At 35.6% G+C, this 20,522-nt stretch carries 19 protein-coding genes, 3 tRNA genes and 1 pseudogene; 7 read left to right on the top strand and 16 right to left on the bottom strand.

The genetic code is table 11. From position 1 onward, the window contains the following. Window positions 1–108 precede the first annotated feature (108 nt). The 15 genes and pseudogenes from ftsH to SORDD27_RS09050 all read right to left on the bottom strand — a co-directional run bounded on the left by ftsH (window position 109) and on the right by SORDD27_RS09050 (window position 16,468). Window positions 109–2,067 carry an ATP-dependent zinc metalloprotease FtsH gene (ftsH, locus tag SORDD27_RS09120; RefSeq protein ID WP_042903093.1) on the bottom strand — a complete coding sequence of 653 codons (1,959 nt, stop codon included), beginning with the start codon at window positions 2,065–2,067 and terminating at the stop codon, window positions 109–111. 15 nt (window positions 2,068–2,082) lie between these two features. Next, on the bottom strand, window positions 2,083–2,625 hold the full coding sequence (hpt, locus tag SORDD27_RS09115) for a hypoxanthine phosphoribosyltransferase (protein ID WP_000889402.1): 543 nt from the start codon (window positions 2,623–2,625) through the stop codon (window positions 2,083–2,085). A 4-nt stretch (window positions 2,626–2,629) separates the two neighbouring features. Beyond that, window positions 2,630–3,907: a tRNA lysidine(34) synthetase TilS gene (gene tilS, locus SORDD27_RS09110; RefSeq protein WP_061428656.1), complete on the bottom strand. Its 1,278-nt coding sequence runs from the start codon at window positions 3,905–3,907 to the stop codon at window positions 2,630–2,632. Continuing rightward, window positions 3,904–5,172: a serine hydrolase gene (locus tag SORDD27_RS09105; protein WP_061428654.1), complete on the bottom strand. Its 1,269-nt coding sequence runs from the start codon at window positions 5,170–5,172 to the stop codon at window positions 3,904–3,906. Before SORDD27_RS09105 ends, tilS begins: the two co-directional genes overlap by 4 nt. Beyond that, window positions 5,165–5,287: an SP_0009 family protein gene (locus tag SORDD27_RS10490; protein WP_000429344.1), complete on the bottom strand. Its 123-nt coding sequence runs from the start codon at window positions 5,285–5,287 to the stop codon at window positions 5,165–5,167. Before SORDD27_RS10490 ends, SORDD27_RS09105 begins: the two co-directional genes overlap by 8 nt. 4 nt (window positions 5,288–5,291) lie before the next feature. Further along, the gene (locus SORDD27_RS09095) at window positions 5,292–5,660 is read right to left on the bottom strand and encodes a septum formation initiator family protein (protein ID WP_061428652.1); all 369 of its coding nucleotides are present in this window, start codon (window positions 5,658–5,660) and stop codon (window positions 5,292–5,294) included. Continuing rightward, entirely contained in the window at window positions 5,653–5,919 is a 267-nt protein-coding gene (locus tag SORDD27_RS09090) for an RNA-binding S4 domain-containing protein (RefSeq protein WP_061428650.1), read from the bottom strand. Before SORDD27_RS09090 ends, SORDD27_RS09095 begins: the two co-directional genes overlap by 8 nt. A gap of 57 nt (window positions 5,920–5,976) precedes the next feature. Next, on the bottom strand, window positions 5,977–9,480 hold the full coding sequence (gene mfd, locus SORDD27_RS09085) for a transcription-repair coupling factor (protein ID WP_061428648.1): 3,504 nt from the start codon (window positions 9,478–9,480) through the stop codon (window positions 5,977–5,979). After that, window positions 9,481–10,050, bottom strand: a complete 570-nt coding sequence (gene pth, locus SORDD27_RS09080; protein WP_000163918.1) for an aminoacyl-tRNA hydrolase — start codon at window positions 10,048–10,050, stop codon at window positions 9,481–9,483. 73 nt (window positions 10,051–10,123) lie between these two features. Continuing rightward, a complete protein-coding gene (gene ychF, locus SORDD27_RS09075; RefSeq protein ID WP_001218695.1) occupies window positions 10,124–11,239 on the bottom strand; it encodes a redox-regulated ATPase YchF in 1,116 nt (371 codons plus the stop codon). 84 nt (window positions 11,240–11,323) lie between these two features. After that, window positions 11,324–11,518, bottom strand: coding sequence for a DUF951 domain-containing protein (locus SORDD27_RS09070; RefSeq protein ID WP_000285184.1), 195 nt, complete (start codon window positions 11,516–11,518; stop codon window positions 11,324–11,326). Window positions 11,519–11,582: 64 nt separating this feature from the next. Beyond that, complete coding sequence (dnaN, locus tag SORDD27_RS09065) at window positions 11,583–12,719, bottom strand: DNA polymerase III subunit beta (protein ID WP_061428646.1); 1,137 nt, start codon at window positions 12,717–12,719, stop codon at window positions 11,583–11,585. A 158-nt stretch (window positions 12,720–12,877) separates the two neighbouring features. Further along, window positions 12,878–14,239: a chromosomal replication initiator protein DnaA gene (gene dnaA / locus SORDD27_RS09060; RefSeq protein WP_061428644.1), complete on the bottom strand. Its 1,362-nt coding sequence runs from the start codon at window positions 14,237–14,239 to the stop codon at window positions 12,878–12,880. A gap of 216 nt (window positions 14,240–14,455) precedes the next feature. Continuing rightward, window positions 14,456–15,214: pseudogene (locus SORDD27_RS09055) on the bottom strand (ParB/RepB/Spo0J family partition protein). 57 nt (window positions 15,215–15,271) lie between these two features. Further along, the gene (locus SORDD27_RS09050) at window positions 15,272–16,468 is read right to left on the bottom strand and encodes a serine protease HtrA (protein ID WP_061428642.1); all 1,197 of its coding nucleotides are present in this window, start codon (window positions 16,466–16,468) and stop codon (window positions 15,272–15,274) included. A 185-nt stretch (window positions 16,469–16,653) separates the two neighbouring features. Here SORDD27_RS09050 and rlmH point away from each other — a divergent pair, with 185 nt between their 5' ends. From rlmH to SORDD27_RS09015, 7 genes are all read left to right on the top strand, one after another. Continuing rightward, on the top strand, window positions 16,654–17,133 hold the full coding sequence (gene rlmH, locus SORDD27_RS09045) for a 23S rRNA (pseudouridine(1915)-N(3))-methyltransferase RlmH (RefSeq protein WP_000694219.1): 480 nt from the start codon (window positions 16,654–16,656) through the stop codon (window positions 17,131–17,133). Window positions 17,134–17,176: 43 nt separating this feature from the next. Beyond that, window positions 17,177–17,250, top strand: a tRNA-Arg gene (locus tag SORDD27_RS09040). Between the two features lie 164 nt (window positions 17,251–17,414). Next, window positions 17,415–17,540, top strand: a complete 126-nt coding sequence (gene comC / locus SORDD27_RS09035) for a competence-stimulating peptide ComC (protein WP_061428640.1) — start codon at window positions 17,415–17,417, stop codon at window positions 17,538–17,540. A gap of 20 nt (window positions 17,541–17,560) precedes the next feature. Next, on the top strand, window positions 17,561–18,880 hold the full coding sequence (gene comD / locus SORDD27_RS09030) for a competence system sensor histidine kinase ComD (RefSeq protein WP_061428638.1): 1,320 nt from the start codon (window positions 17,561–17,563) through the stop codon (window positions 18,878–18,880). Beyond that, on the top strand, window positions 18,877–19,629 hold the full coding sequence (gene comE / locus SORDD27_RS09025; protein WP_000866079.1) for a competence system response regulator transcription factor ComE: 753 nt from the start codon (window positions 18,877–18,879) through the stop codon (window positions 19,627–19,629). The genes comD and comE overlap by 4 nt, the downstream gene beginning before the upstream one ends. A 51-nt stretch (window positions 19,630–19,680) precedes the next feature. After that, window positions 19,681–19,752: transfer RNA gene (locus SORDD27_RS09020), tRNA-Glu, on the top strand. A 5-nt stretch (window positions 19,753–19,757) separates the two neighbouring features. Continuing rightward, window positions 19,758–19,831 (top strand) — tRNA-Asn (locus tag SORDD27_RS09015). A 35-nt stretch (window positions 19,832–19,866) separates the two neighbouring features. Here the strand turns inward: SORDD27_RS09015 and SORDD27_RS09010 are convergent. Next, entirely contained in the window at window positions 19,867–20,409 is a 543-nt protein-coding gene (locus tag SORDD27_RS09010) for a TetR/AcrR family transcriptional regulator (RefSeq protein ID WP_000665080.1), read from the bottom strand. Between the last annotated feature and the right edge of the window lie 113 nt (window positions 20,410–20,522).

Here is a 20,522-nt window from a genome sequence, read left to right as displayed (position 1 = left end):
TTTCCAACAGCTTATCATCTAAGCCTGTACGAGGAGGGTCAACTATCAAGGCATCCGCTCGGTAGCCATCACATTAGAACATAAAAGAGAGGTTGAACCTCTCTAAATTTATTTTTCTTCACTCATTTTTGATTTTACTTCATCATAAGATAGTGCATGGGATTCCTCTTCTACTGTCTCAGGCATTTTCCCTGTTTCGTAAAGAGATTTAATCTGTGTACTATCTAATGTTTCGTATTTCAACAATGCTTCTGCAATCAACTTATGAGTTTCACGATTTGATTGGATGATTTCAGCTGCTTTGTTTCGTGCCTCATTTAATAATGAACGAACTTCCTCGTCAATCTCATAGGCTGTTTGTTCTGAAATTGATTTTTGAGGACTTTGTGCACCAAACATAGCATGATTACCTTCGTATTGAACTGGGCCAAGTTTTTCACTCATACCGTATTCAGTGACCATTGCACGCGCCATCTGTGTAGCTTGTTCAAAGTCATTTGAAGCTCCTGTCGTTTGGACATTAAAGATAATCTCTTCAGCTACACGACCACCCATCAAACCTGCTAATTGTTCTTTCATGTCTTCCTTAGATAGAAGCATTTGATCCTCTTTCGGAAGCGCAATCATGTAACCACCTGCACGTCCACGTGGTACAATGGTAACTTTATGAACAACACGGGCATTTGACAAGACTAAACCAACAATAGTATGTCCAGCCTCATGATAAGCAACCAATTCCCGTTCTCTTTGTGATACTGTTTTATCCTTCTTAGATGGTCCAGCAATCACTCTGTCTTCTGCCTCATCAATATCTGAAGCATCAATGACTGACTTGTTGCGACGGGCTGCAACCAAGGCTGCCTCATTTAGAACATTTTCCAAGTCAGCTCCCACAAAACCTGGAGTTTGTTGGGCAACTAGTTTCAAATCCACATCGTCTGCCAGAGGTTTATTTTTAGCGTGAACTTTCAAGATTGCTTCACGACCTTTAACATCAGGGCGACCAACTAAGACTTTTCTATCAAAACGTCCTGGACGGAGAAGAGCTGGATCTAGAACATCTGAACGGTTCGTCGCAGCGATAACAATAATTCCTTCATTTCCCTCAAAACCATCCATCTCAATCAAGAGTTGGTTCAAGGTTTGTTCACGTTCATCATTACCTCCACCAAGACCGACACCACGTTGGCGACCAACGGCATCAATTTCATCGATAAAGATGATGGCTGGCGCTGCTTTTTTTGCATCCTCAAAAAGTGAACGAACTCGGCTAGCCCCAACTCCGACAAACATTTCTACAAAGTCCGATCCTGAGATGCTAAAGAATGGAACTCCTGCTTCTCCAGCAACCGCCTTAGCAAGTAAGGTCTTACCTGTTCCCGGAGGTCCCTCTAAAAGAACACCCGCAGGAATACGCGCACCAAGTTTGGTAAATCGTTTTGGATCTTTTAGGAATTCAACAACTTCAACTAATTCTTGTTTTTCTTCCTCGGCACCTGCAACATCTGAAAATCGTACCTTGATATCTTCTTTGTTAGCAGCTTTGGCCTTGCTACGTCCAAAACTCATTGGATTTCGGCCACTATTTCCTCCCATATTTCCCATCATAGAGAATAAGAAGAAGAAAAGAATAGCAAATGGCACAACAGAGACAAGGATATTGATCCACATACCGCTTGAACTCTCATGTTTGACTGTTACTTCTGCCTGATGTTCAGAAGCAAGTTTTTGCAATTCTGAAACTGTTGAATCAGACGGAAGAATAGTACTTGAGAATCTTTCTACTGTTGTAGCTGTAGGAGTGAAAAATTGAATTCCCGTTTCTTCTTTACTAGTCTTAGGATTTTTATAAACACCAGACACTTCAATGATGCTACCATTTGGCTGATAGGTTAATTCTTTTACATTGTCTGCAGTAATTTCTTTTACCAGTTCTGTATAGTTAATTTTTTCGCTTCGTCCAGCAGTATTTCCAGAGTAAAAATACTGGAATCCTGTCACTAGGAAGAAGATAATTAACAAGTATAGAAATGGATTTCTAACTAAACCATTATTTTGTTTTTTCATTAAAGATAAATCTTTCTAATTTGAATAAACTTCTTCTTTCAATACTCCGACATAAGGAAGGTTACGATAATTTTCTTTATAGTCCAAACCATAACCTACTACAAACTCATTTGGAATAGTAAAACAAGTATAATCCGCTTCAATTTCAACAACACGTCCCTCTGGTTTGTCCAACAAAGTCGCGATTTTAACAGAAGCTGCTTCTCTTGCAATAAACATATCTCTCAAATTCTTCAAAGTTTGACCTGTATCGATGATATCCTCTACAAATAAAACATGTCTTCCTTTGATATCTTGAGTCACGTCTTGCTTGATATTGATGACACCACTACTTGCTGTTCCACCATGGTAACTAGATACCATCATGAAGTCCATCTCGATATGCGTATCAATATGTTTGACCAATTCAGCCATAAAAGGAATCGATCCTTTCAAAATTCCAATAAGAATTGGATTTTTCCCCTCATATTCTTTTGTTAGTTGCGCACCTAGCTTTTTAGCTGCTTCTGTAATTTCATCATGTGAAACGAGGATTTTTTTAATATCGTGTTCTAACATCTTTTTACCTATCTATTTTTTCTATATAAATCACAGTGTTCATTATATCATTTTTCGTGTTTTTACTCAAATCACTGGTCGCAATTCCTAAAATTGAGACAATTTCTCCAAATTGCTCAATAATAGGGGTTGTTTTTCGTTTTTCAATAGGGATTTTCAAATCTATAAATAAGCGTCTCAGTTTCTTTCGATGACCATTTAGGGTAATAACGTCGCCAGGTTTTCGACATCTAATATGTACAGATGTTTCCCGTGAAACCGTTACTTTTTGAACAAAATCCCCTTCAATAGGGATGCCAAAGGAAAATAAATAGCCCTTATATCGAACTTGATTTTGATAGTGTAACACAAGTTCATCTTCCTTTTCATCGGCCTGAGGACTGATTTTACAAACTCGAAAATTCTGATACTCTTTTATCAATTCGTAGCCATTTTTAAGAGAATGACGATACTGGCTTTTCGTTGTTAAAATCTGTCGAACTTCATCAAACTGAGCCTTCGTCAGATTTAAGTCTGGAAATTGATTAAGATAGTTTTGGAGCAAGATTCCTTGAGTTTGTTGAGAGTATGAAAATAGCTCATTCAAATCTTCCACATCAATTTGTTTCGATAGCTCCGTTATTGTTGCTTGGTAATCTGAAATTTCCCTTCCTAAATCTAAAAGGGCGGATTTAAGACGAGGATTTTCTTTTTCAAGCTCTGGTAAATACCTATTTCGAATGCGATTGCGAAAATAGGTATTTTCCTGATTTGTTTGATCTTCAAAATGAACAATTGGTGGAAAATCCTTTTTATGAAAATGCAACAAGGGACGAATGATTTCAATTCCATCAACTACTTGACTTTCTTTTATTCCTGTTAAATAACGGAGCCGACTTCCTCGAATCAAGCGCATCAAAATCGTTTCAACTTGATCATCTGCATGGTGGGCAGTAACCAAGGCAGTCGCTCCAATCTCTTTCATGATTTTCCTAAAAAAATCATAACGAAACTCTCGAGCACGCGCTTCTGAAAAGTCTCCTAAGAAGCTTGTGATATAAATAGGAAGTTCAGCTGCATCAGCTAACTTCCTTAGTTCATTTTCCTCCCAGTCAGACTCCCTTCTCTGCTTGTGATTGACATGTGCTACAATCAACTCAATTCCCAACTCATTTTGATAAGTAGACAATAGATGGCATAAAAACATCGAATCCAGTCCACCAGACAGAGCTAATAAGACTTTCGAATGTTTTTTGAAATACTCTTTTCGGAGAAAATGATTTAAAAAATCCTGGTCCCTCATTTTAGAACCTCATAGACATCCTTAGCTATCTTAGCAATAGTATCATAATCAGAATTTTTGGTGAAAATGGAAAGAACGAAAGGAGAATCCGTATAAACAATGGCAGTGTCATGTTTAAACTCGTCGGCATCTCCAATTTTATGAGCTACCTTAACCGAAACACCTTTTGCGATTCGTTGGTTGTCAAAATCAGTCTTACCTAGAGACTCTAAGACAAAACCATTCTGATTATAAATAGCTTCCATGACTTTTCCAGCCATTTTTGAAGAAGTCAGTTTATCATTCACATCCCAATCTTCGCCCATAATGATGGACATTTTTTCTTTGAAAGCTCCGTCAGATTGATTGGTCACGTAATAACCTAAAATATTATGAGCAACATTGTCAGACTCTTTTGTTACCTTGGTAATTAACTGTTGAAGACTGTATTCTTTGTTATCTTCTTTTTTAGGTAAGCTACCACTACCTTCTGGTTTATAGGACCCAGGGAAACTATTTACTTCCGGGACATACTTGAAGCTACTGTCTAACGTATATTCCCCTTGATTTATCTTATCTTGAGCGTAATAAAGGTAGGCTAGTTTCAAGATACTAGCTGCATAGAGTTTGCTGTCTTCATTCACCCCAGCCTCTTTACCTGTACTCAATTGTTTAACATAAATAGAATAATTTTCGTTCTGATAGTTGTTTGATAAAACTTCTTGAACCTTCTGGATGCGATTGTCTTCTTCTGAGGTGAACTCTTTTGATACCCACCCAACTTGATCGATATGAAGAAATTCTTGTCCCTCAGCAAAGAGAGCTCTATCCACCATTACGCGTTGATAGGGAGAGAAAGAGGAAGAAATTTCTTTCGCATCATAGGGGCTGTTATAGATAACAAACCCTGGCTCCAACCATACTTGCCTATTTTGAGTTTGAACTTGACTTTGATCATAGACCAAGCGCTTATCTGCAAGGATAAACTGGTGATTATCTAATTTAAAAACAGGAACACCTTGTCTATTCAAACGCCATTCTACTATTTTAAAGGTGGTTCCAGGAGTCAATTTACCAGACTCTTTGACAAGATCCTCATTAGCATAGACAGCTGTTTCTCCATATACCATTGGGGATTCCAGAGTTTCTTTATAGTAGAATCCATAATCAGACTCGGTTAGATAATAAATTTCTTGTGAAGAGTAAGGAAGCTGTTTTTCTGTGCTAACTACTCTTGAGGTTATGATAAAAGCAGGTAGCAATAAAACTACTAAGAACTTACGCATTCTTCTCTTCCCTTTCTTCTTGTAATCGTAATAAATGGTTTTTAGTTGCCAATTCCTCTAATTTTTCATCTGATAAACTTAGAAATTGCTCAACAACTTCCAATAAATTTTCCATGACATTACCTCGGAAGCAAATCAGGAATTGTGTAAATTGCTTCTCGTTTCTTTGAGTAATAGTACTTGGCGCGTGCATATTTTGCTACATAGTCTTCATCTTTCAACTTTGCAGCAAAAGCAGATTCCTTATCCTTTTCGTCACTAAGAGTTTGGTACTGCTCTTTCAACTCTGTCAATTGCTGACGGCGTTGCAGTAACTGATCATAGCTTTGAGCCAAGTTATAAGTTGGTAAAATAAACAACAAGATCATCAAAATAAGGACCCAACCCATAAAACGATTTCGTTTTTGTCTCTCCTTCATCAGGTAACGACGATGTTGATGTTCATTTTGAATAAAAGAATTATTCATCTGTACAATATTTTTAGACATTTTCTTCTACCCGTGTTTCACTGAGAATTTCATACATACCTGCTGCGTCTTCTTTTTTTGTACTATCTTTCATCTCTATTACTTTAACAAGCAACAACTTATTTCCAAAGCGAATTTCAACTTTGTCATCAACTTTCAAATCCGTTGAACTTTTGGCCAAGATTCCGTTCACCTTGATTCTACCTTTATCTGCTACTTCTTTTGCGACTGTGCGGCGCTTAATAATTCGTGATACTTTTAAATACTTGTCTAATCTCATTTTTATTACCTCAAATTATTATTGTACCATTTTTATCTTTTTTATAGAAGAAAAATGTTAAATGGGATTTGCTTCCTTTGATTCTTTTATCTCTAATAAACTTTCTCCAAAAATCAGCAAACCTTCTAAAATTTCATAATCCTTCTTGTTTCGGACATCGAATACAACTTCCATTAATCCCTTATTCTCAGCTATGGCTGCTTTTAAGTTCGTTGCGGATAAAGCTTTAAAATAATCTTGAGCCAAGAATAATCGCTGAGTGACTTTTTCAAATTGAACTGTAATCTTGTTATCTTTTCTTTCCACACGTTCTACAAAGACCTTGTCCAAATATGACTTAACCAAACCAATCTCTAAAAGATAGGCCACTACGTCTGGGTATTCTCCAAAGCGATCCATCAATTCTTCTTGTAGTTCTTCATAGTTGACACGATTGTCAATTTGACGAATTTTCTTGTAAATTTCAATCTTATGTCGTTGGTCAGAAATATAAGTATCAGGAAGATAAGCATCAATTTGTAAAATCAACTCAGCATTTCCTTTGATTCTTTTATTCCCATTACCGTTCCGTTTAGCAATAGCTTCCTCTAATAACTGTGAATACAATTCAAAACCAACAGAATCAATGAAACCAGACTGCGATTTTCCTAGGAGATTTCCTGCTCCACGAATCGAAAGATCTCGCATAGCAATCTTAAATCCTGAGCCTAATTCTGTAAATCCTTTGATTGCTTCTAATCTCTTTTCAGAGACTTCACTGATTGATTTTTCTGGACGATACATGAGATAGGCATAGGCAATGCGATTGCTCCGACCAACTCTTCCTCTTAATTGATATAAGGTTGACAATCCCATATGGTCTGCATTTTCAATAAATAAGGTGTTAGCATTTGGAATATCAACGCCAGTCTCAATGATTGTGGTAGTCACCAAAATATCATACTGACCTTCAATAAAGTCCAATAAAGTATTTTCCAACTGAATTTCACTCATTTGTCCATGAACATACTCAATCGAAGCCTCTGGAATCAACTCCTGTAATTCCGAAACCTTCTGGTCAATCGTGTCAACCTTATTGTAAAGATAGTAAATTTGACCTCCACGCTCCATTTCACGCAAGACTGCATCACGAATCACACTAGGATTCTTCTCTAATACATAGGTTTGTACTGGATAGCGATTAGTTGGAGGAGTTTCAATAACAGACAAATCTCTGATTCCTAGCATAGACATATGGAGAGTACGAGGAATTGGCGTTGCTGTCAAGGTTAGGACATCTACTTGTTTTTTCAGTTCTTTCAAGGCTTCCTTATGCTTAACACCAAATCGTTGTTCTTCGTCAATAATCATCAAGCCCAAATCAGAAAACACAACATCTTTTGACAAAACACGATGGGTTCCAATCAAAATATCGACTTGACCATTCTTTAATTTTTCAAGTGTCTCTGCCTGCTCTTTTTTACTTCTAAAACGACTCAACACATCAATATTAACAGCAAAATTTTGGAATCGTTCCTTAAAATTCGTATAGTGTTGTTGTGCTAAAACCGTCGTCGGAACTAAAACGACCACCTGTTTGTGATCATTGACAGCCTTAAATGCTGCACGCATTGCAACTTCAGTCTTTCCAAAACCAACATCCCCAACCAGAAGTCGATCCATGGGATGAGAATCCTGCATATCCCTCTTAATTTCCTCAATACTACGAAGTTGATCATCCGTTTCAACATAAGGGAAGGCATCATCAAAAGCATGTTGCTCATCATCATCAGCCGAGAAAGCAAATCCCTTCAACTGACTACGCTCAGAATAAAGCTTAATTAAATCGTCAGCTATATCCTCTACCTGGTTCTTAACTTTTTGCTTGGCCTTTTTGAAATGACCATCATTTAATTTATTAAGTTTTGGAGCTTTTCCATCACTTGAAACATATTTTGACAGTAACTGAATCTGCTCTACTGGGATGGAGATTTGATCCCCATTTTGATATTGAACACTGACATAATCACGGTGAATCCCTTTGATTTCAATTGTTTCAATTCCTAGATATTGACCAATTCCATGGATATGGTGAACAACGTAGTCCCCTTTTTCAAGTTCATTATAATCTTTCAATCGCTCCGCATTTGACACATGTTGTCTTCTAAAACGACGTTTTAATTTCTTTTGAAAAATCTCATGTTCAGTAATCAAGAGAATTTTTTCATCTACAAAGTGAAAACCATGTCTTAGATTACCCTCAATCAAGTTTACAGATTCTTTACAGATACTTGACTTATCTCTGGAATCCAATTTGATCTGATATTCCTCTAAAACATCTTCCAACGTCTTACTTCCCATTGAATTGCTAGACTGCAAAATAATAGTGTAGTCCATTTTTTTGTATCGCTCAATTTCTTCTTTTAAAAATGAAAATTGATTGAAAAACTCTTGCATGGGGTATTGATTAAATTGATAAATGTGATCAAACTTAAGATTTCCTAAGCCCTTTTGCAGATTGGAGAAAAAGGTAACTGGACTTTGTTTTTTATAGGTTTGCTCTGTATCTGCAAAATACTGCATCCCAGAAAATGATTTACCATTCTGTAAATCTTCTGTAAAGTATTGTGCTAATTCTCTTTCAAAGGATTCATACTGATTCATCAATTTTTGATAGTCATCAAAGAATACTGGTGTATCTTTTTCAATATAATCAAATACAGTCCATGTTTCATCGTAACATAAGGACAAAAACTTTCGACTATCTGAATGTACTTGTTTTTGATGAAAACTTGACAAAATCTCTTCCAAATATGATTTTAAAATTGGTGATAGAGTCTTTGAAATTTGCTTTTCTAAAGCTGACTGTCCTCGTTGATAATCTTTTTCTCTCAAAAGTATGTCGCTAGCTGGAAAGATAGTGAGGTTTGTCTGATTTTCTTTCGATAATTGTGTTTCGACTTCAAAAGTACGAATACCATCTACTTCATCGCCAAAAAACTCGATTCGGAAAGGTTCTAACTGAGACATCTCAAAAATATCTAAAATATCTCCTCGAATACTAAACTCACCTTGTGTCCGTACTTGAGTAACTTTTCGATAGCCAATTTCCTTTAACTGGTGAAGTAGCTCGTGTTGGTCATATTCTTCGCCAACTGCAATTTTTATAGTACTTTCTTTAAATCTAGTCGGAGAGGGTAAAATTAACCGACTCGCTGCGATATTACAAACTAAAATCCCTTTCTTAGACGGATCACTCAAAAAACGCAAGGCCTCAACCCGCGAAATGATTTTTTCTTGTGAAGACATCAAAAACTCTACCATAGGAGAGTCATCAACCAAAAATGGATAGACAAGTTCCTCTCCTAAGAGAGAAAGAAGATCACTGATAATTCGTTCTGCTTCTCCATAAGTTGAAGTCAGTAACACAATCTTATTTTCTTTTTCTAGACTGCTTGCAATTGCAAGAGCCTTGGTAGACGTTGATAAACCAAGTATTAGTTGTCTTTTCTTATCTATCAGATTTTGATGCCATTTTTTTATCTGGTCATTTTCTGAGAATAAATCTAATAAAGTCACCATTTAGCCGTTATACCTCTGCATTGTTTTCTCAAAGTTTTTCTCTTGTAAATAGTAGTTTACAGCATCGTCAACCTTGTCAATGGACTGTAAAATACCCACATAGTCATCCTGATCAAACTTACTTAAAACATGATGAACAACGGACATGCCTTTTTTAGGTCTTCCAATACCTATTTTAACACGGTTAAATATCTGAGTACCTATATGTTGAATAATAGACTTGATACCATTATGACCACCAGCTGACCCCTTTGCTCTTAAACGAATTTTCCCAACTTCCATGTCAAGATCGTCGTAAATAACGAGTAAATCTTCAATATCCAAACCATAGTAAGTCAATAAAGCATGAACCGCTTTTCCACTTTCATTCATAAATGTTGTTGGTTTGACGAGATAAATTTTTTCTCCATTGAAGAAAAAAGAAGCTAGGTCAGCTTGAAATATCTTGTCATGTGTAAAGGTGACATTTTGTTTTTTGGCCAATTGGTCAATCAACATAAATCCAACGTTGTGCTTGGTTTCAAAATATTTATCCCCTGGATTTCCCAATCCTACAAGTAATTTGGTCATTTATTTTTCCTTTCAAAAGCCAAAAGGGTTGGAATTTTTTTCCAACCTAATTGACACTATTTATTAAATATTATTAAACGTTAAAGCGGAATTCCATGATATCGCCATCTTGAACGATATATTCTTTTCCTTCTTCACGCAAGCGCCCAGCTTCTTTTACAGCCTTTTCAGATCCATATTTCACTAGATCCTCATATGACATTGTTACTGCACGAATAAACCCTTTTTCAAAGTCTGAGTGGATAATACCAGCTGCTTGAGGAGCTTTCATCCCTCGCTTAAAGGTCCAAGCACGGACTTCTTTTTCACCAGCTGTGAAGTAAGTTCCAAGCCCAAGCAAGTGATAGGCTGCACGAGTCAACTTGTCAACGCCTGATTCTGTCAAGCCAAGTGCTTCAAGAAACTCTTGCTTATCCTCATCGTCTAACTCAGAAATTTCTTCCTCAGCACGCGCGGAAATAACGACTACTTCAGCATTTTCTGTCGCTGCAAATTCACGAATTTTCTTCACATATTCGATAGAATCTGGGTCTCCAACAACATCCTCATCCACATTAGCAACATAAAGAACTGGTTTAGTGGTCAAAAGGAAGAGACCTTTGACAACCTTTTGTTCTTCATCTGTAAATTCAATAGTACGTGCTGATTTTCCATCTTCAAGGACAGGTTTGATTTTTTGAAGAACGTTGAATTCTGCAACTGATTCTTTATCTTTTTGCGTACGTGCCATCTTTTCTACACGCGCGTAGCGTTTATTAACTGATTCTAAGTCAGCAAGAATCAACTCCAAGTTAATGGTATCAATATCTGCAAGTGGATCCACAAAGGCGTCTTCACGTCCTTGCTCACGCATAACATTTTCATCATCAAATGCACGCACAACATGAACAATCGCATCTACTTCACGGATGTTAGCCAAGAATTTATTTCCTAGCCCTTCTCCTTTTGATGCTCCTTTTACAATCCCTGCAATATCTGTAAATTCAAAGGTTGTTGGGACTGTCTTTTTAGGTGTAATCATTTCCGTTAGTTTTTGTAGGCGTTCATCTGGAACTTCCACCATCCCAACGTTTGGATCAATAGTCGCAAATGGGTAGTTTGCCGCCTCTGCTCCTGCTTTTGTAATTGCATTAAAAAGGGTTGATTTACCAACGTTTGGCAAACCAACGATACCTGCTGTTAAAGCCATAGTTTCTCATTCTCCGTTCTCATTTCAATCCCTAACATTATAACACAAAAAGGGAAAACTTGCTAACCCTCTAACTAAGGGTTCTTAGTCAATAATCTTATTCATTTTTCGTTCAAAATCATAGCGACTCATCATGACAAGGTGGTCACAATTGCTACATTTGATTTTGATATCTGCCCCTACACGTGTGATTTCCCAACGATTGGCCTTTTTGCCTGTTGACTTGATGGTACAAGCGTGTGGTTTTTTCATCTCAACAAAATTTCCAACTTGATACATACTACTCTCCTTTTCTTTTTTGATTATATCATAAAAGAGGCGAGCCAGGCTCAACCTCTTTCACTTAATTTGTTCGAACTGGTGTAATAAGCTGCATGAAGTCTTCGTCAGTATCTGCTGGCACAAGAGTAAATGGACGAACTGCTGAGATAAAGCTAATAGTAACCTTTTCGCTATTTAAAGCCTTGAGGGAATCAATCAAGTAAGTTGGGTTGAAACTAATAGTCAAATCATCCCCGGTCACCTGCTCCGTATCGATTTCTTCGTTTACTTTACCAACTTCTGGAGAGTGAACATGGGCGCTAACAACTCCACCTTTAATTTCAAGCTTCACAGTACCATTTTGAGTCGCACTTGATAAGAGACGTGCACGCTCCATAGATTGACGCAAATTAACCACATCAAAAGTAATTGTAGTGTTAAAGTCTGTTGGAATCAAGCGATCTGTATCAGGATAATTACCTTCTAGGAGACGAGTGTAGAAGCTAATATTTTCGCTTCTAAAGAGGATTTGATTATTTGCAAAGAAAATCTCTACAGTTTCAATATCATCTGTAAATACCGCTGAAAATTCGCGTAAAGAGCGGCTAGGAATCACCACATCGAAATTATCTCCATTTTTTTCAAGAGTCAATTTCTTCTGGCTAAGGCGGTGTGAGTCTGTCGCAACTGTTTTTAGTTCCTTGTGTTGGCTCAATACGAAGTGGACACCTGTTAAGATGGGACGACTTTCTTGCGTACTTGCAGCAAATGCTGTTTCATTGATAATTTTCTTGAGTAGTTTTGTTTCAAGAATCAAAGGTGTGCTAGCTGAAATTTCTTGGATACGAGGATACTGTTCGCTATCTTTTCCTTTTAGAGTAATTTCTGATTTACCACTTGTTAAGACAATTTGTTTTTGTTCAATCTCTTTGAAATCTAGCGTTACATCTGGAAGACTGGATACAACATTGATAAAGAAAGAAGCTTCAAGAAGAATCGAACCCAGAGAAGTTATCAAGAGACCAGCATCTTCATTCTTTTGAGAAATGAAATTTTCAATAGAAATTTGACCGTTTGAGCCAATTAAAGTAATTCCTTCATTGGTAACATCAATTTTGATTGTTGATAAAATTGGAATAGCATTTTTAGAGCTAATTGCTCGTTTTGTGGTATTTAAGGCTTGTAGAAATAAATTTTTATTAATTGAAAAATGAATCATGGATTCTCCTTTATTTATTCTTAGTATTAGAAAGTTAATAGTAATAATAGAGTGTGTGAATTCTGTGGAAAACTGATTTCTATTGAGTAAACTCAAGTTTCTTAGCTTGTTTAAAAAATGTGGATAAAAAAGATAGGAAAGTGAGAGTTATCCACACTCTACTTAATTTTCTTTTTGATTGATTCTACTTCTAAACGTAAATTATCGTCTTCGTCAATCAATGATTTTATTTTAGCATGAGCATGAATCACGGTAGTATGATCCTTTCCGCCGAATTCTTTTCCGATTTTAGGAAGACTATTATCTGTCAGTTCTCTAGCTAGATACATAGCAACTTGACGCGCCAAAACGATGTTTTGAACTCGTCTCGTCCCCTTCATTTCTTTGACACTCACTCCATAAAAATTACCAACTTCAGTTTGGATTTTTTCAATTGGAATAACAAGCATCTGGCGGGCATCTTGTTTACGTGCTCTGATAGCTTCTGCAGCAATATCAATAGTGATATCCTTAATCTTCTTGACTCTGGCAATTAAAGTGATATCGTTGATTGCTCCTTCCAATTCTCGAACATTTGAGTCAAATTGGCCAGCTAGGTATTCTAGGGTATCGCTTTGGAAATGGTAATCTAAATGCTCTGTTTTACTTTGAAGAATGGCGATACGTGTTTCAAAGTCAGGAGGGGTGATATTTTGTGTTAATCCCCAGCTAAAGCGCGTGACAAGTCTCTCTTCAAGGCCTTCTAAGTGTTTAGGACTACGATCACTGGTTAGGACAATCTGCTTCTGTTTATCATGAAGAGCATTGAAGGTATTGAAAAATTCTTCCTGGGTCGCGACTTTTTTGCCGCTGAGAGATTGGATATCATCGATCAACAGGAGATCAAGACTACGGTAAGTCTTTTTGAACTTTTCCATTTCCCCAAGTCTCAAGTGTTCAAGAAAGTCGTTGATAAAGCTTTCGGCAGGAATGTATTTAACTCGCGCATCAGGAATGTTTTTCAAAATCTCATTTCCAATCGCATTGAGCAAGTGAGTCTTTCCAAGACCAGGTCCTCCATAGATAAAAAGAGGATTATAGGTCAGAGCTAAATCTTCAGATACAGCTAGTGCAGCAGATACCGCCCAAACATTCCCATCACCTTGAATAAAGTTATCAAAGGTATATTTTTCTTTTAATCCTGTTTCAGAATAGGGAATCGTTGGTAGTGCAGGTGTGTAATCGTAAGTAGAGACACTATTCGTATCATTTACTTGAGGAGATTCTGTACTCTGAGGTTTAGTGAAAATATAGTGAGGTTTGATTTCAGAATCATAAATTTCAAAACCAGCAGCAATGATAATATCTTTTAATTGCTTTTCCCACACCATTTCCATCTCTGATCTCGGTAGAAATATAGTAGCTGTGTTTTCTTCTACTTTGATGAGTTCAGCAGGTGTAGCATAGAAATCATACATAGATCGTGTCAATCTTTCTTGAGCAAATTCTAAAATACGATTCCAAAATTGCTTTTCTTTCAACTAGTTTTCCTCCTTTACTATGATTTTAGTAGTTTAGTGCTAGACTTATTTTACCATAGATAATAGGATTTTTCCACAGATTGGGGAAAAGAATCCACAATGTTAGCAGTATTTATCCACAGGTTGGGGATAAATAGAAAAATCCTTGATTTATTAGGCTTTTTGATAAAAAAATTGGTGGATAAATTTGTGGGTTGAGAAAATAAAAGAACAGCCTTATTTCAGGCTGTTAATAATTCTATCGTATTCTTCTTGACTTGAAAAGGAGATAATAATCTTTCCAGTATTCTTTTTTTGAAAGTTTAATTTCTACACTTAAACCGAGTAGTTTTTTTAATTTATCTTCTTCGTCTTTGATGAAAGAATCACTTTTTTTTGCTTCTTTTGTTTTTTCTCTGTAAGAAGTGCTTCTAGCTTTCTCACAGAGATGTCTTCATTTTTAATTAGTTGAAAGAAATAGTCTTGCTGCTTCTTATCCAAACCAACTAGTGAACGTGCATGCGCTTGAGAAATTTTTCCATTTTCTACTTCAGTTAAGATATATTCTGGTAGAGAAAGCAAACGAATAAAATTAGTGATATAAGGACGAGATTTCCCCATTTTATCCGCTATCTCAGTGTGAGTAAATCCTTTTTCTACTAAAGATTCGTAGGCGCGTGCTTCTTCAACAGGATTTAAATTTTCTCTCTGCAAATTCTCAATGATTGACTGGATCATCATTTCCTGATCTGAGAGGTGCTTTACAACGGCTGGAATAGAGGTCAGACCAGCCAAGAGAGAAGCTCGATATCGTCTCTCTCCTGCAAGGATTTCATAACCAATTACAGGAGATTGACGAACGATGATTGGTTGGATGAGCCCATTTTCTTTGATTGATTGAGCTAATTCCTTTAGTTTATCTGCATCAAATTCTTTCCGAGGTTGGTAAGGATTCTTCTGTATCTCAGAGATAGAAATCATTTCAAATTTTTCCATGATTCTACACTAACATATCTTTTACTTTCTGTAAAGTTTTCTTTACACTGATGTCAATTAAGACTCTAAATCACCAGAATTCTTATCTAGTTTTATAGAGGTTGTTTCCTCCTTACCGTTACGGTAGTAGGTTACTTTGATAGTATCTCCAATAGCATGATTGTAAAGAGCGTGTTGTAGGTCTGTTGATGAGGTAATCTCTTTGTCGTCAACTTTGGTAATGACATCATATTTTTGAAGATGTCCATTTGCTGGCATATTGTTTTGAACAGATCGAACAACTACACCTGAAGTGAGGCCACTTGGAATGTTAAGTTTTCTAAGATCACTAGCTCCAACATTTGACAGATTGACCATTTGAATTCCAAGAGCTGGACGAGTCACTTTACCATCACTTTCAAGCTGTTTAATGATATTTTGTGCATCGTTTGAAGGAATTGCAAAACCAAGACCTTCTACAGATGTTCCACCATTACTTGCAATTTTACTTGATGTAATACCAATTACTTGTCCTTGAATGTTTACAAGTGGACCACCAGAGTTACCAGGGTTAATGGCTGTATCTGTTTGAATGGCTTTTGTTGAAATAGCTTGACCATCTTCAGATTTTAGAGAAACATTTCGATTAAGACTTGAAATAATCCCCTGTGTAACTGTATTAGCATATTCTGAACCTAGAGGACTACCGATAGCAATCGCTGTTTCTCCAACACTAAGTTGACTTGAATCCCCAAATTCTGCCACTGTTGTAACTTTTTCTGAAGAAATTTTAACGACAGCAATATCAGAGAAGGTATCAGATCCGACAATTTCACCAGGAACCTTGGTACCATCTGCTAAGCGGATATCAACTTTTGAAGCTCCATTGATAACGTGAGTATTAGTTACAAGATAGGCATCTTTATCATCCTTTTTATAGATGACACCTGATCCCTCACTTGCGATTTGTTGATTGTCTGAATCAGAGTTAGTGTCATCAGCATTAAATACACTACTTTGTCTACTGCTAGAAGAAGAATAAGTAATGATTGAGACAACAGCATCCTTAACTTTATTTACTGCTTGAGTGGTTGAATTTTCATTCTTATAGGATGTTTGAGTGACAGTGCCAGAATTATTATTTGTAGCTTGATTTCCTTGTTTTTGATAAAGTTGTAATGTTACGAAACTTCCTAAGGCACCACTTAAAAATCCGATTAGAATGATTATTAGAACTTTAACTCCTTTTTTGTAAAATTTTTGTAAGTGTTTCATAAACGCCTCCGTTTGTTATTTATTTACTCAGATTATAAATCTATTAACTTAATCCAAACTTAAAAGCTTAAAGTTTTACACAAGTTGTGGATAACTCGCTTTATTCTGTGAATTTGCTAGAAATTTAGGATGATTTTTTTGTGTATAAGATGTGAAATGAAGTGTGGATATGATAGAATAGAAGAATGAAAATAAAGATTGTAACAGTAGGAAAATTAAAAGAAAAATACCTTAAAGATGGAATTGCTGAATATACCAAACGAATTTCACGTTTCGCCAAATTAGAAATGATTGAGCTCACTGATGAGAAGACACCTGACAAAGCCAGTGAATTAGAAAATCAAAAAATCTTGGAAACAGAAGGTGAAAGAATTCTTTCTAAGGTTGGAGAAAGAGACTTTGTCGTTGTACTAGCCATTGAAGGAAAAACACTCTCCTCAGAGGAATTTAGTAAGCAACTAGAGCAAGCTTCTATCAAAGGATACTCAACGCTTACTTTTATTATTGGAGGAAGTTTGGGTCTAGCTCCTGTTGTAAAAAATAGGGCCAATCTTTCTGTCAGTTTTGGACGTCTGACATTACCACATCAGTTAATGAGATTGGTTTTAGTTGAACAAATTTACCGTGCTTTTACAATTCAACAGGGTTCTCCTTACCACAAATAGAAGATTGACTTAGCTCTTGTTTTTTGATAGAATGGTCATGTTAGGTCTCATAGCTCAGCTGGATAGAGCATTCGCCTTCTAAGCGAACGGTCGCAGGTTCGAATCCTGCTGGGATCAATTTTAGATGCGAAGCTGGGGTAAATCCCAGCTTTTTTCTTAAAAAAGTGCGTTTCAGGTGCAAAAATGTACAGTTGGGAAGAATTTTTTCTTACATGGTCTTCATTTTGTATAATAGATGTGTAAGTTAACTTACAAGAAAAAATAATACAGGAGATTTCATTATGAAAAATACAGGAAAGTTGGAACAATTTAAAGAAGTAACAGAGGCAGAATTGCAGGAGATTCGAGGTGGAGATTGGAGAATTTCAGAAACAATTCGTAATCTTATTTTTCCAAGAAGAAAGTAATGAAATAAAGGTAGAGAGTAATGGATTTATTTGGATTAGGGATAGCTATTTTTTATTTTCTCATCATTAGCAAAAGTTATGAATGGATTTGTAAAATAAATAGAAAAGAACAAATTGTTTTTTTCTGTTACACATGTATCTCAGTTTTTGTACTTGAAGAAATTATTACACTGGTATATTCTAATAGTTTTGCTTTGTCTAAATTTTTATTTCCTTTGGTTGTGTACCTTTATTTAAGAAAGTTAAAGAAGTCTGAAAAATACAAAGCTATTTTTATTAGTTTACTACTGTCTTTATTATATCACAGTACTCATACTTTTATATCCGTAACCTTATCTTCTATAACAGGAGATGAAGTAGTATTAAACTACAAAAGTACATTCCTTTTAGTAGTATTGTTGATGACTTATTTTTCTATTCTAATAATAATTCGTTATTTTCATCTGGATATTAAATATTTTGATAAAGATTATCTGTACCCTTTTTTAAAAAAAGTAATAGTTGCTTTCTTTGGTTTGCATATCTTATTGTTTATTTCAGATATAGTAAGTACAACTCATCATTTAAATAGCTTCGGAAGTATTTTATCAACCATTGTTTTTATTTGCTTGTTATTGATTTTCTTTGCAATGAATTCTCACAAGGTTCAAATTGAAAAAGAGATTGCTCTAAAACAAAAGAAATTTGAACAAAAGCATTTACAGACTTATACTGATGAAATTGTGGAGTTGTATAATGAAATTCGAGGTTTTCGTCATGACTATGCAGGGATGCTTGTCAGCATGCAAATGGCGATTGACAGTGAAGATTTACAAGAAATTAACAGGATTTACAATGAAGTCTTAGTAAAAGCAAATCAGAAATTGAGGTCAGAAAAATATACTTACTTTGATTTAAATAATATAGAAGACTCTGCTTTACGAAGTTTAATTGCTCAATCTATTGTCTATGCACGAAAAAATGATGTAGAGTTTACATTGGAAGTAAAGGATATCATTACTAGACTGTCAATAGATTTACTTGATCTTGTTCGTATCATGAGCATTTTATTAAACAATGCTGTTGAAGGTGCTGCAGATAGTTATTTGAAACAAATGGAAGTTGCAGTCATTAAAATGGATTTTGAAACAGTTATAGTTATCCAGAATTCATGCAAAATCACTATGACGCCTTCAGAGGATCTATTTGCCTTAGGTTTTTCTACCAAGGGAAGAAATAGAGGTTTAGGACTTAATAATGTCAAAGAGATTTTAGATAAGTATGACAATATTATTTTAGAAACAGAGATGGAAGACAACACATTTAGACAAATTATTAGATTTAAGAGGGAATTTGAATGAAAGTATTAATTTTAGAAGATGTTATTGAACATCAAGTGAGACTGGAGAGAATATTAAATGAAATCTCAGAAGAATCGAATATTCCTATTTCATATAAGACAACAGGAAAAGTTCGTGAGTTTAAAGAATATATCGAAAATGATGAAGTAAACCAGCTTTATTTCCTAGATATTGATATTCATGGAATCGAGAAAAAAGGCTTTGAAGTGGCTCAATTTATCCGTCATCACAATCCTTATGCTATTATTGTCTTTATTACTAGTCGATCTGAATTTGCTACCTTAACGTACAAATACCAGGTATCAGCCCTAGATTTTGTTGATAAAGATATCAATGATGAGCTGTTCAAAAAACGCATCGAGCAGAGTATTTTTTACACTAAGAGCATGCTGCTTGAAAACGAAGATGTTGTAGACTATTTTGATTACAACTATAAAGGAAATGATTTGAAAATTCCTTACCATGACATTTTGTATATCGAAACCACAGGAGTTTCTCATAAACTTCGGATTATTGGTAAGAATTTTGCAAAAGAATTCTATGGAACTATGACAGATATTCAGGAAAAGGACAAACATACCCAGCGATTTTATTGCTCCCATAAATCTTTCCTTGTCAATGTGGGAAATGTGAGAGAAATTGATCGAAAGAATTTAGAAGTTGTTTTTTATGAAGATCATCGTTGTCCAATTACTCGTTTAAAAGTCCGCAAACTAAAAGATATTCTAGAGAAAAAATCTAAAAAGTGATTGACAATTAGTAAGAAATTGATATAATGGTTATATCTGCTACAAATAGATGGTCCGTTGGTCAAGGGGTTAAGACACCGCCTTTTCACGGCGGTAACACGGGTTCGAATCCCGTACGGACTATTTTATCCGCCATAGCTCAGTTGGTAGTAGCGCATGACTGTTAATCATGATGTCGTAGGTTCGAGTCCTACTGGCGGAGTCAGATAAAAAAAGAACACCATTGGTGTTCTTTTTTTAGTTGACATCACCTAACATTTTCATAAGGAAGTCTGTCATTTCTTGTGGACTTTCTTTTTTTCCGTGAGCAATCCAAGTCTGGCAAACACCAAATAGGGCATTTGTTAGATAAATACTGCTGTATTCTAATTCTATTGGAGTGAGTTGTAATTTCATAAAGCGTTTCTGAAGGTCGGTGCTAAGCATAATGTGAAGCTTATTTCTCAAGAAATTTTGGATTTCTTTTGTCCCATTTTCAGATAAGAGTGCAGCCAAGAGTGGCTCAGACTCTAAATATTCAAATACTTCTAAAATAGCATCTCTTTTGTGATGAGCATGTTTTTGGAAAATATACTCAAAGGTATGAAATAGCTTACTTTGGTAGAGTTCAATCATATCATACTTATCCTTGTAGTGAGTGTAAAAGCTGGAACGACTAATTCCGGCTTTTTCTGCTAACTTGACAGTAGAAATTTGATCAAAGGGCTGGTCCATCAATAATTGAACCATGGCATTTTCGATAATTCGTTTTGTTTTTAAACGTTTGTTACTTTCTTTCATAATTCCTCCTTATACACAAAAATAGACTATGTGTCTAAAAAAGTATTTTTAACCTTGTAATTTGGATTTTTTGATGTATAATCTATTATATCAAAATTTTAGACAATATGTTT

Source organism: Streptococcus oralis (assembly GCF_001579025.1).
GTDB classification, from domain to species: domain Bacteria; phylum Bacillota; class Bacilli; order Lactobacillales; family Streptococcaceae; genus Streptococcus; species Streptococcus oralis_X.
Note: the sequence above shows the minus strand (reverse complement) of the source record. Positions and strands in the feature narration are given on the sequence as shown.

Bases quoted from the DNA above. Each gene is read 5' to 3' on its own strand.
- ftsH (WP_042903093.1), bottom strand. From the start codon at position 2,067: ATGAAAAAACAAAATAATGGTTTAGTTAGAAATCCATTTCTATACTTG.
- hpt (WP_000889402.1), bottom strand. From the start codon at position 2,625: ATGTTAGAACACGATATTAAAAAAATCCTCGTTTCACATGATGAAATT.
- tilS (WP_061428656.1), bottom strand. From the start codon at position 3,907: ATGAGGGACCAGGATTTTTTAAATCATTTTCTCCGAAAAGAGTATTTC.
- SORDD27_RS09105 (WP_061428654.1), bottom strand. From the start codon at position 5,172: ATGCGTAAGTTCTTAGTAGTTTTATTGCTACCTGCTTTTATCATAACC.
- SORDD27_RS10490 (WP_000429344.1), bottom strand. From the start codon at position 5,287: ATGGAAAATTTATTGGAAGTTGTTGAGCAATTTCTAAGTTTATCAGAT.
- SORDD27_RS09095 (WP_061428652.1), bottom strand. From the start codon at position 5,660: ATGTCTAAAAATATTGTACAGATGAATAATTCTTTTATTCAAAATGAA.
- SORDD27_RS09090 (WP_061428650.1), bottom strand. From the start codon at position 5,919: ATGAGATTAGACAAGTATTTAAAAGTATCACGAATTATTAAGCGCCGC.
- mfd (WP_061428648.1), bottom strand. From the start codon at position 9,480: ATGGTGACTTTATTAGATTTATTCTCAGAAAATGACCAGATAAAAAAA.
- pth (WP_000163918.1), bottom strand. From the start codon at position 10,050: ATGACCAAATTACTTGTAGGATTGGGAAATCCAGGGGATAAATATTTT.
- ychF (WP_001218695.1), bottom strand. From the start codon at position 11,239: ATGGCTTTAACAGCAGGTATCGTTGGTTTGCCAAACGTTGGTAAATCA.
- SORDD27_RS09070 (WP_000285184.1), bottom strand. From the start codon at position 11,518: ATGTATCAAGTTGGAAATTTTGTTGAGATGAAAAAACCACACGCTTGT.
- dnaN (WP_061428646.1), bottom strand. From the start codon at position 12,719: ATGATTCATTTTTCAATTAATAAAAATTTATTTCTACAAGCCTTAAAT.
- SORDD27_RS09050 (WP_061428642.1), bottom strand. From the start codon at position 16,468: ATGAAACACTTACAAAAATTTTACAAAAAAGGAGTTAAAGTTCTAATA.
- rlmH (WP_000694219.1), top strand. From the start codon at position 16,654: ATGAAAATAAAGATTGTAACAGTAGGAAAATTAAAAGAAAAATACCTT.
- comC (WP_061428640.1), top strand. From the start codon at position 17,415: ATGAAAAATACAGGAAAGTTGGAACAATTTAAAGAAGTAACAGAGGCA.
- comD (WP_061428638.1), top strand. From the start codon at position 17,561: ATGGATTTATTTGGATTAGGGATAGCTATTTTTTATTTTCTCATCATT.
- comE (WP_000866079.1), top strand. From the start codon at position 18,877: ATGAAAGTATTAATTTTAGAAGATGTTATTGAACATCAAGTGAGACTG.
- SORDD27_RS09010 (WP_000665080.1), bottom strand. From the start codon at position 20,409: ATGAAAGAAAGTAACAAACGTTTAAAAACAAAACGAATTATCGAAAAT.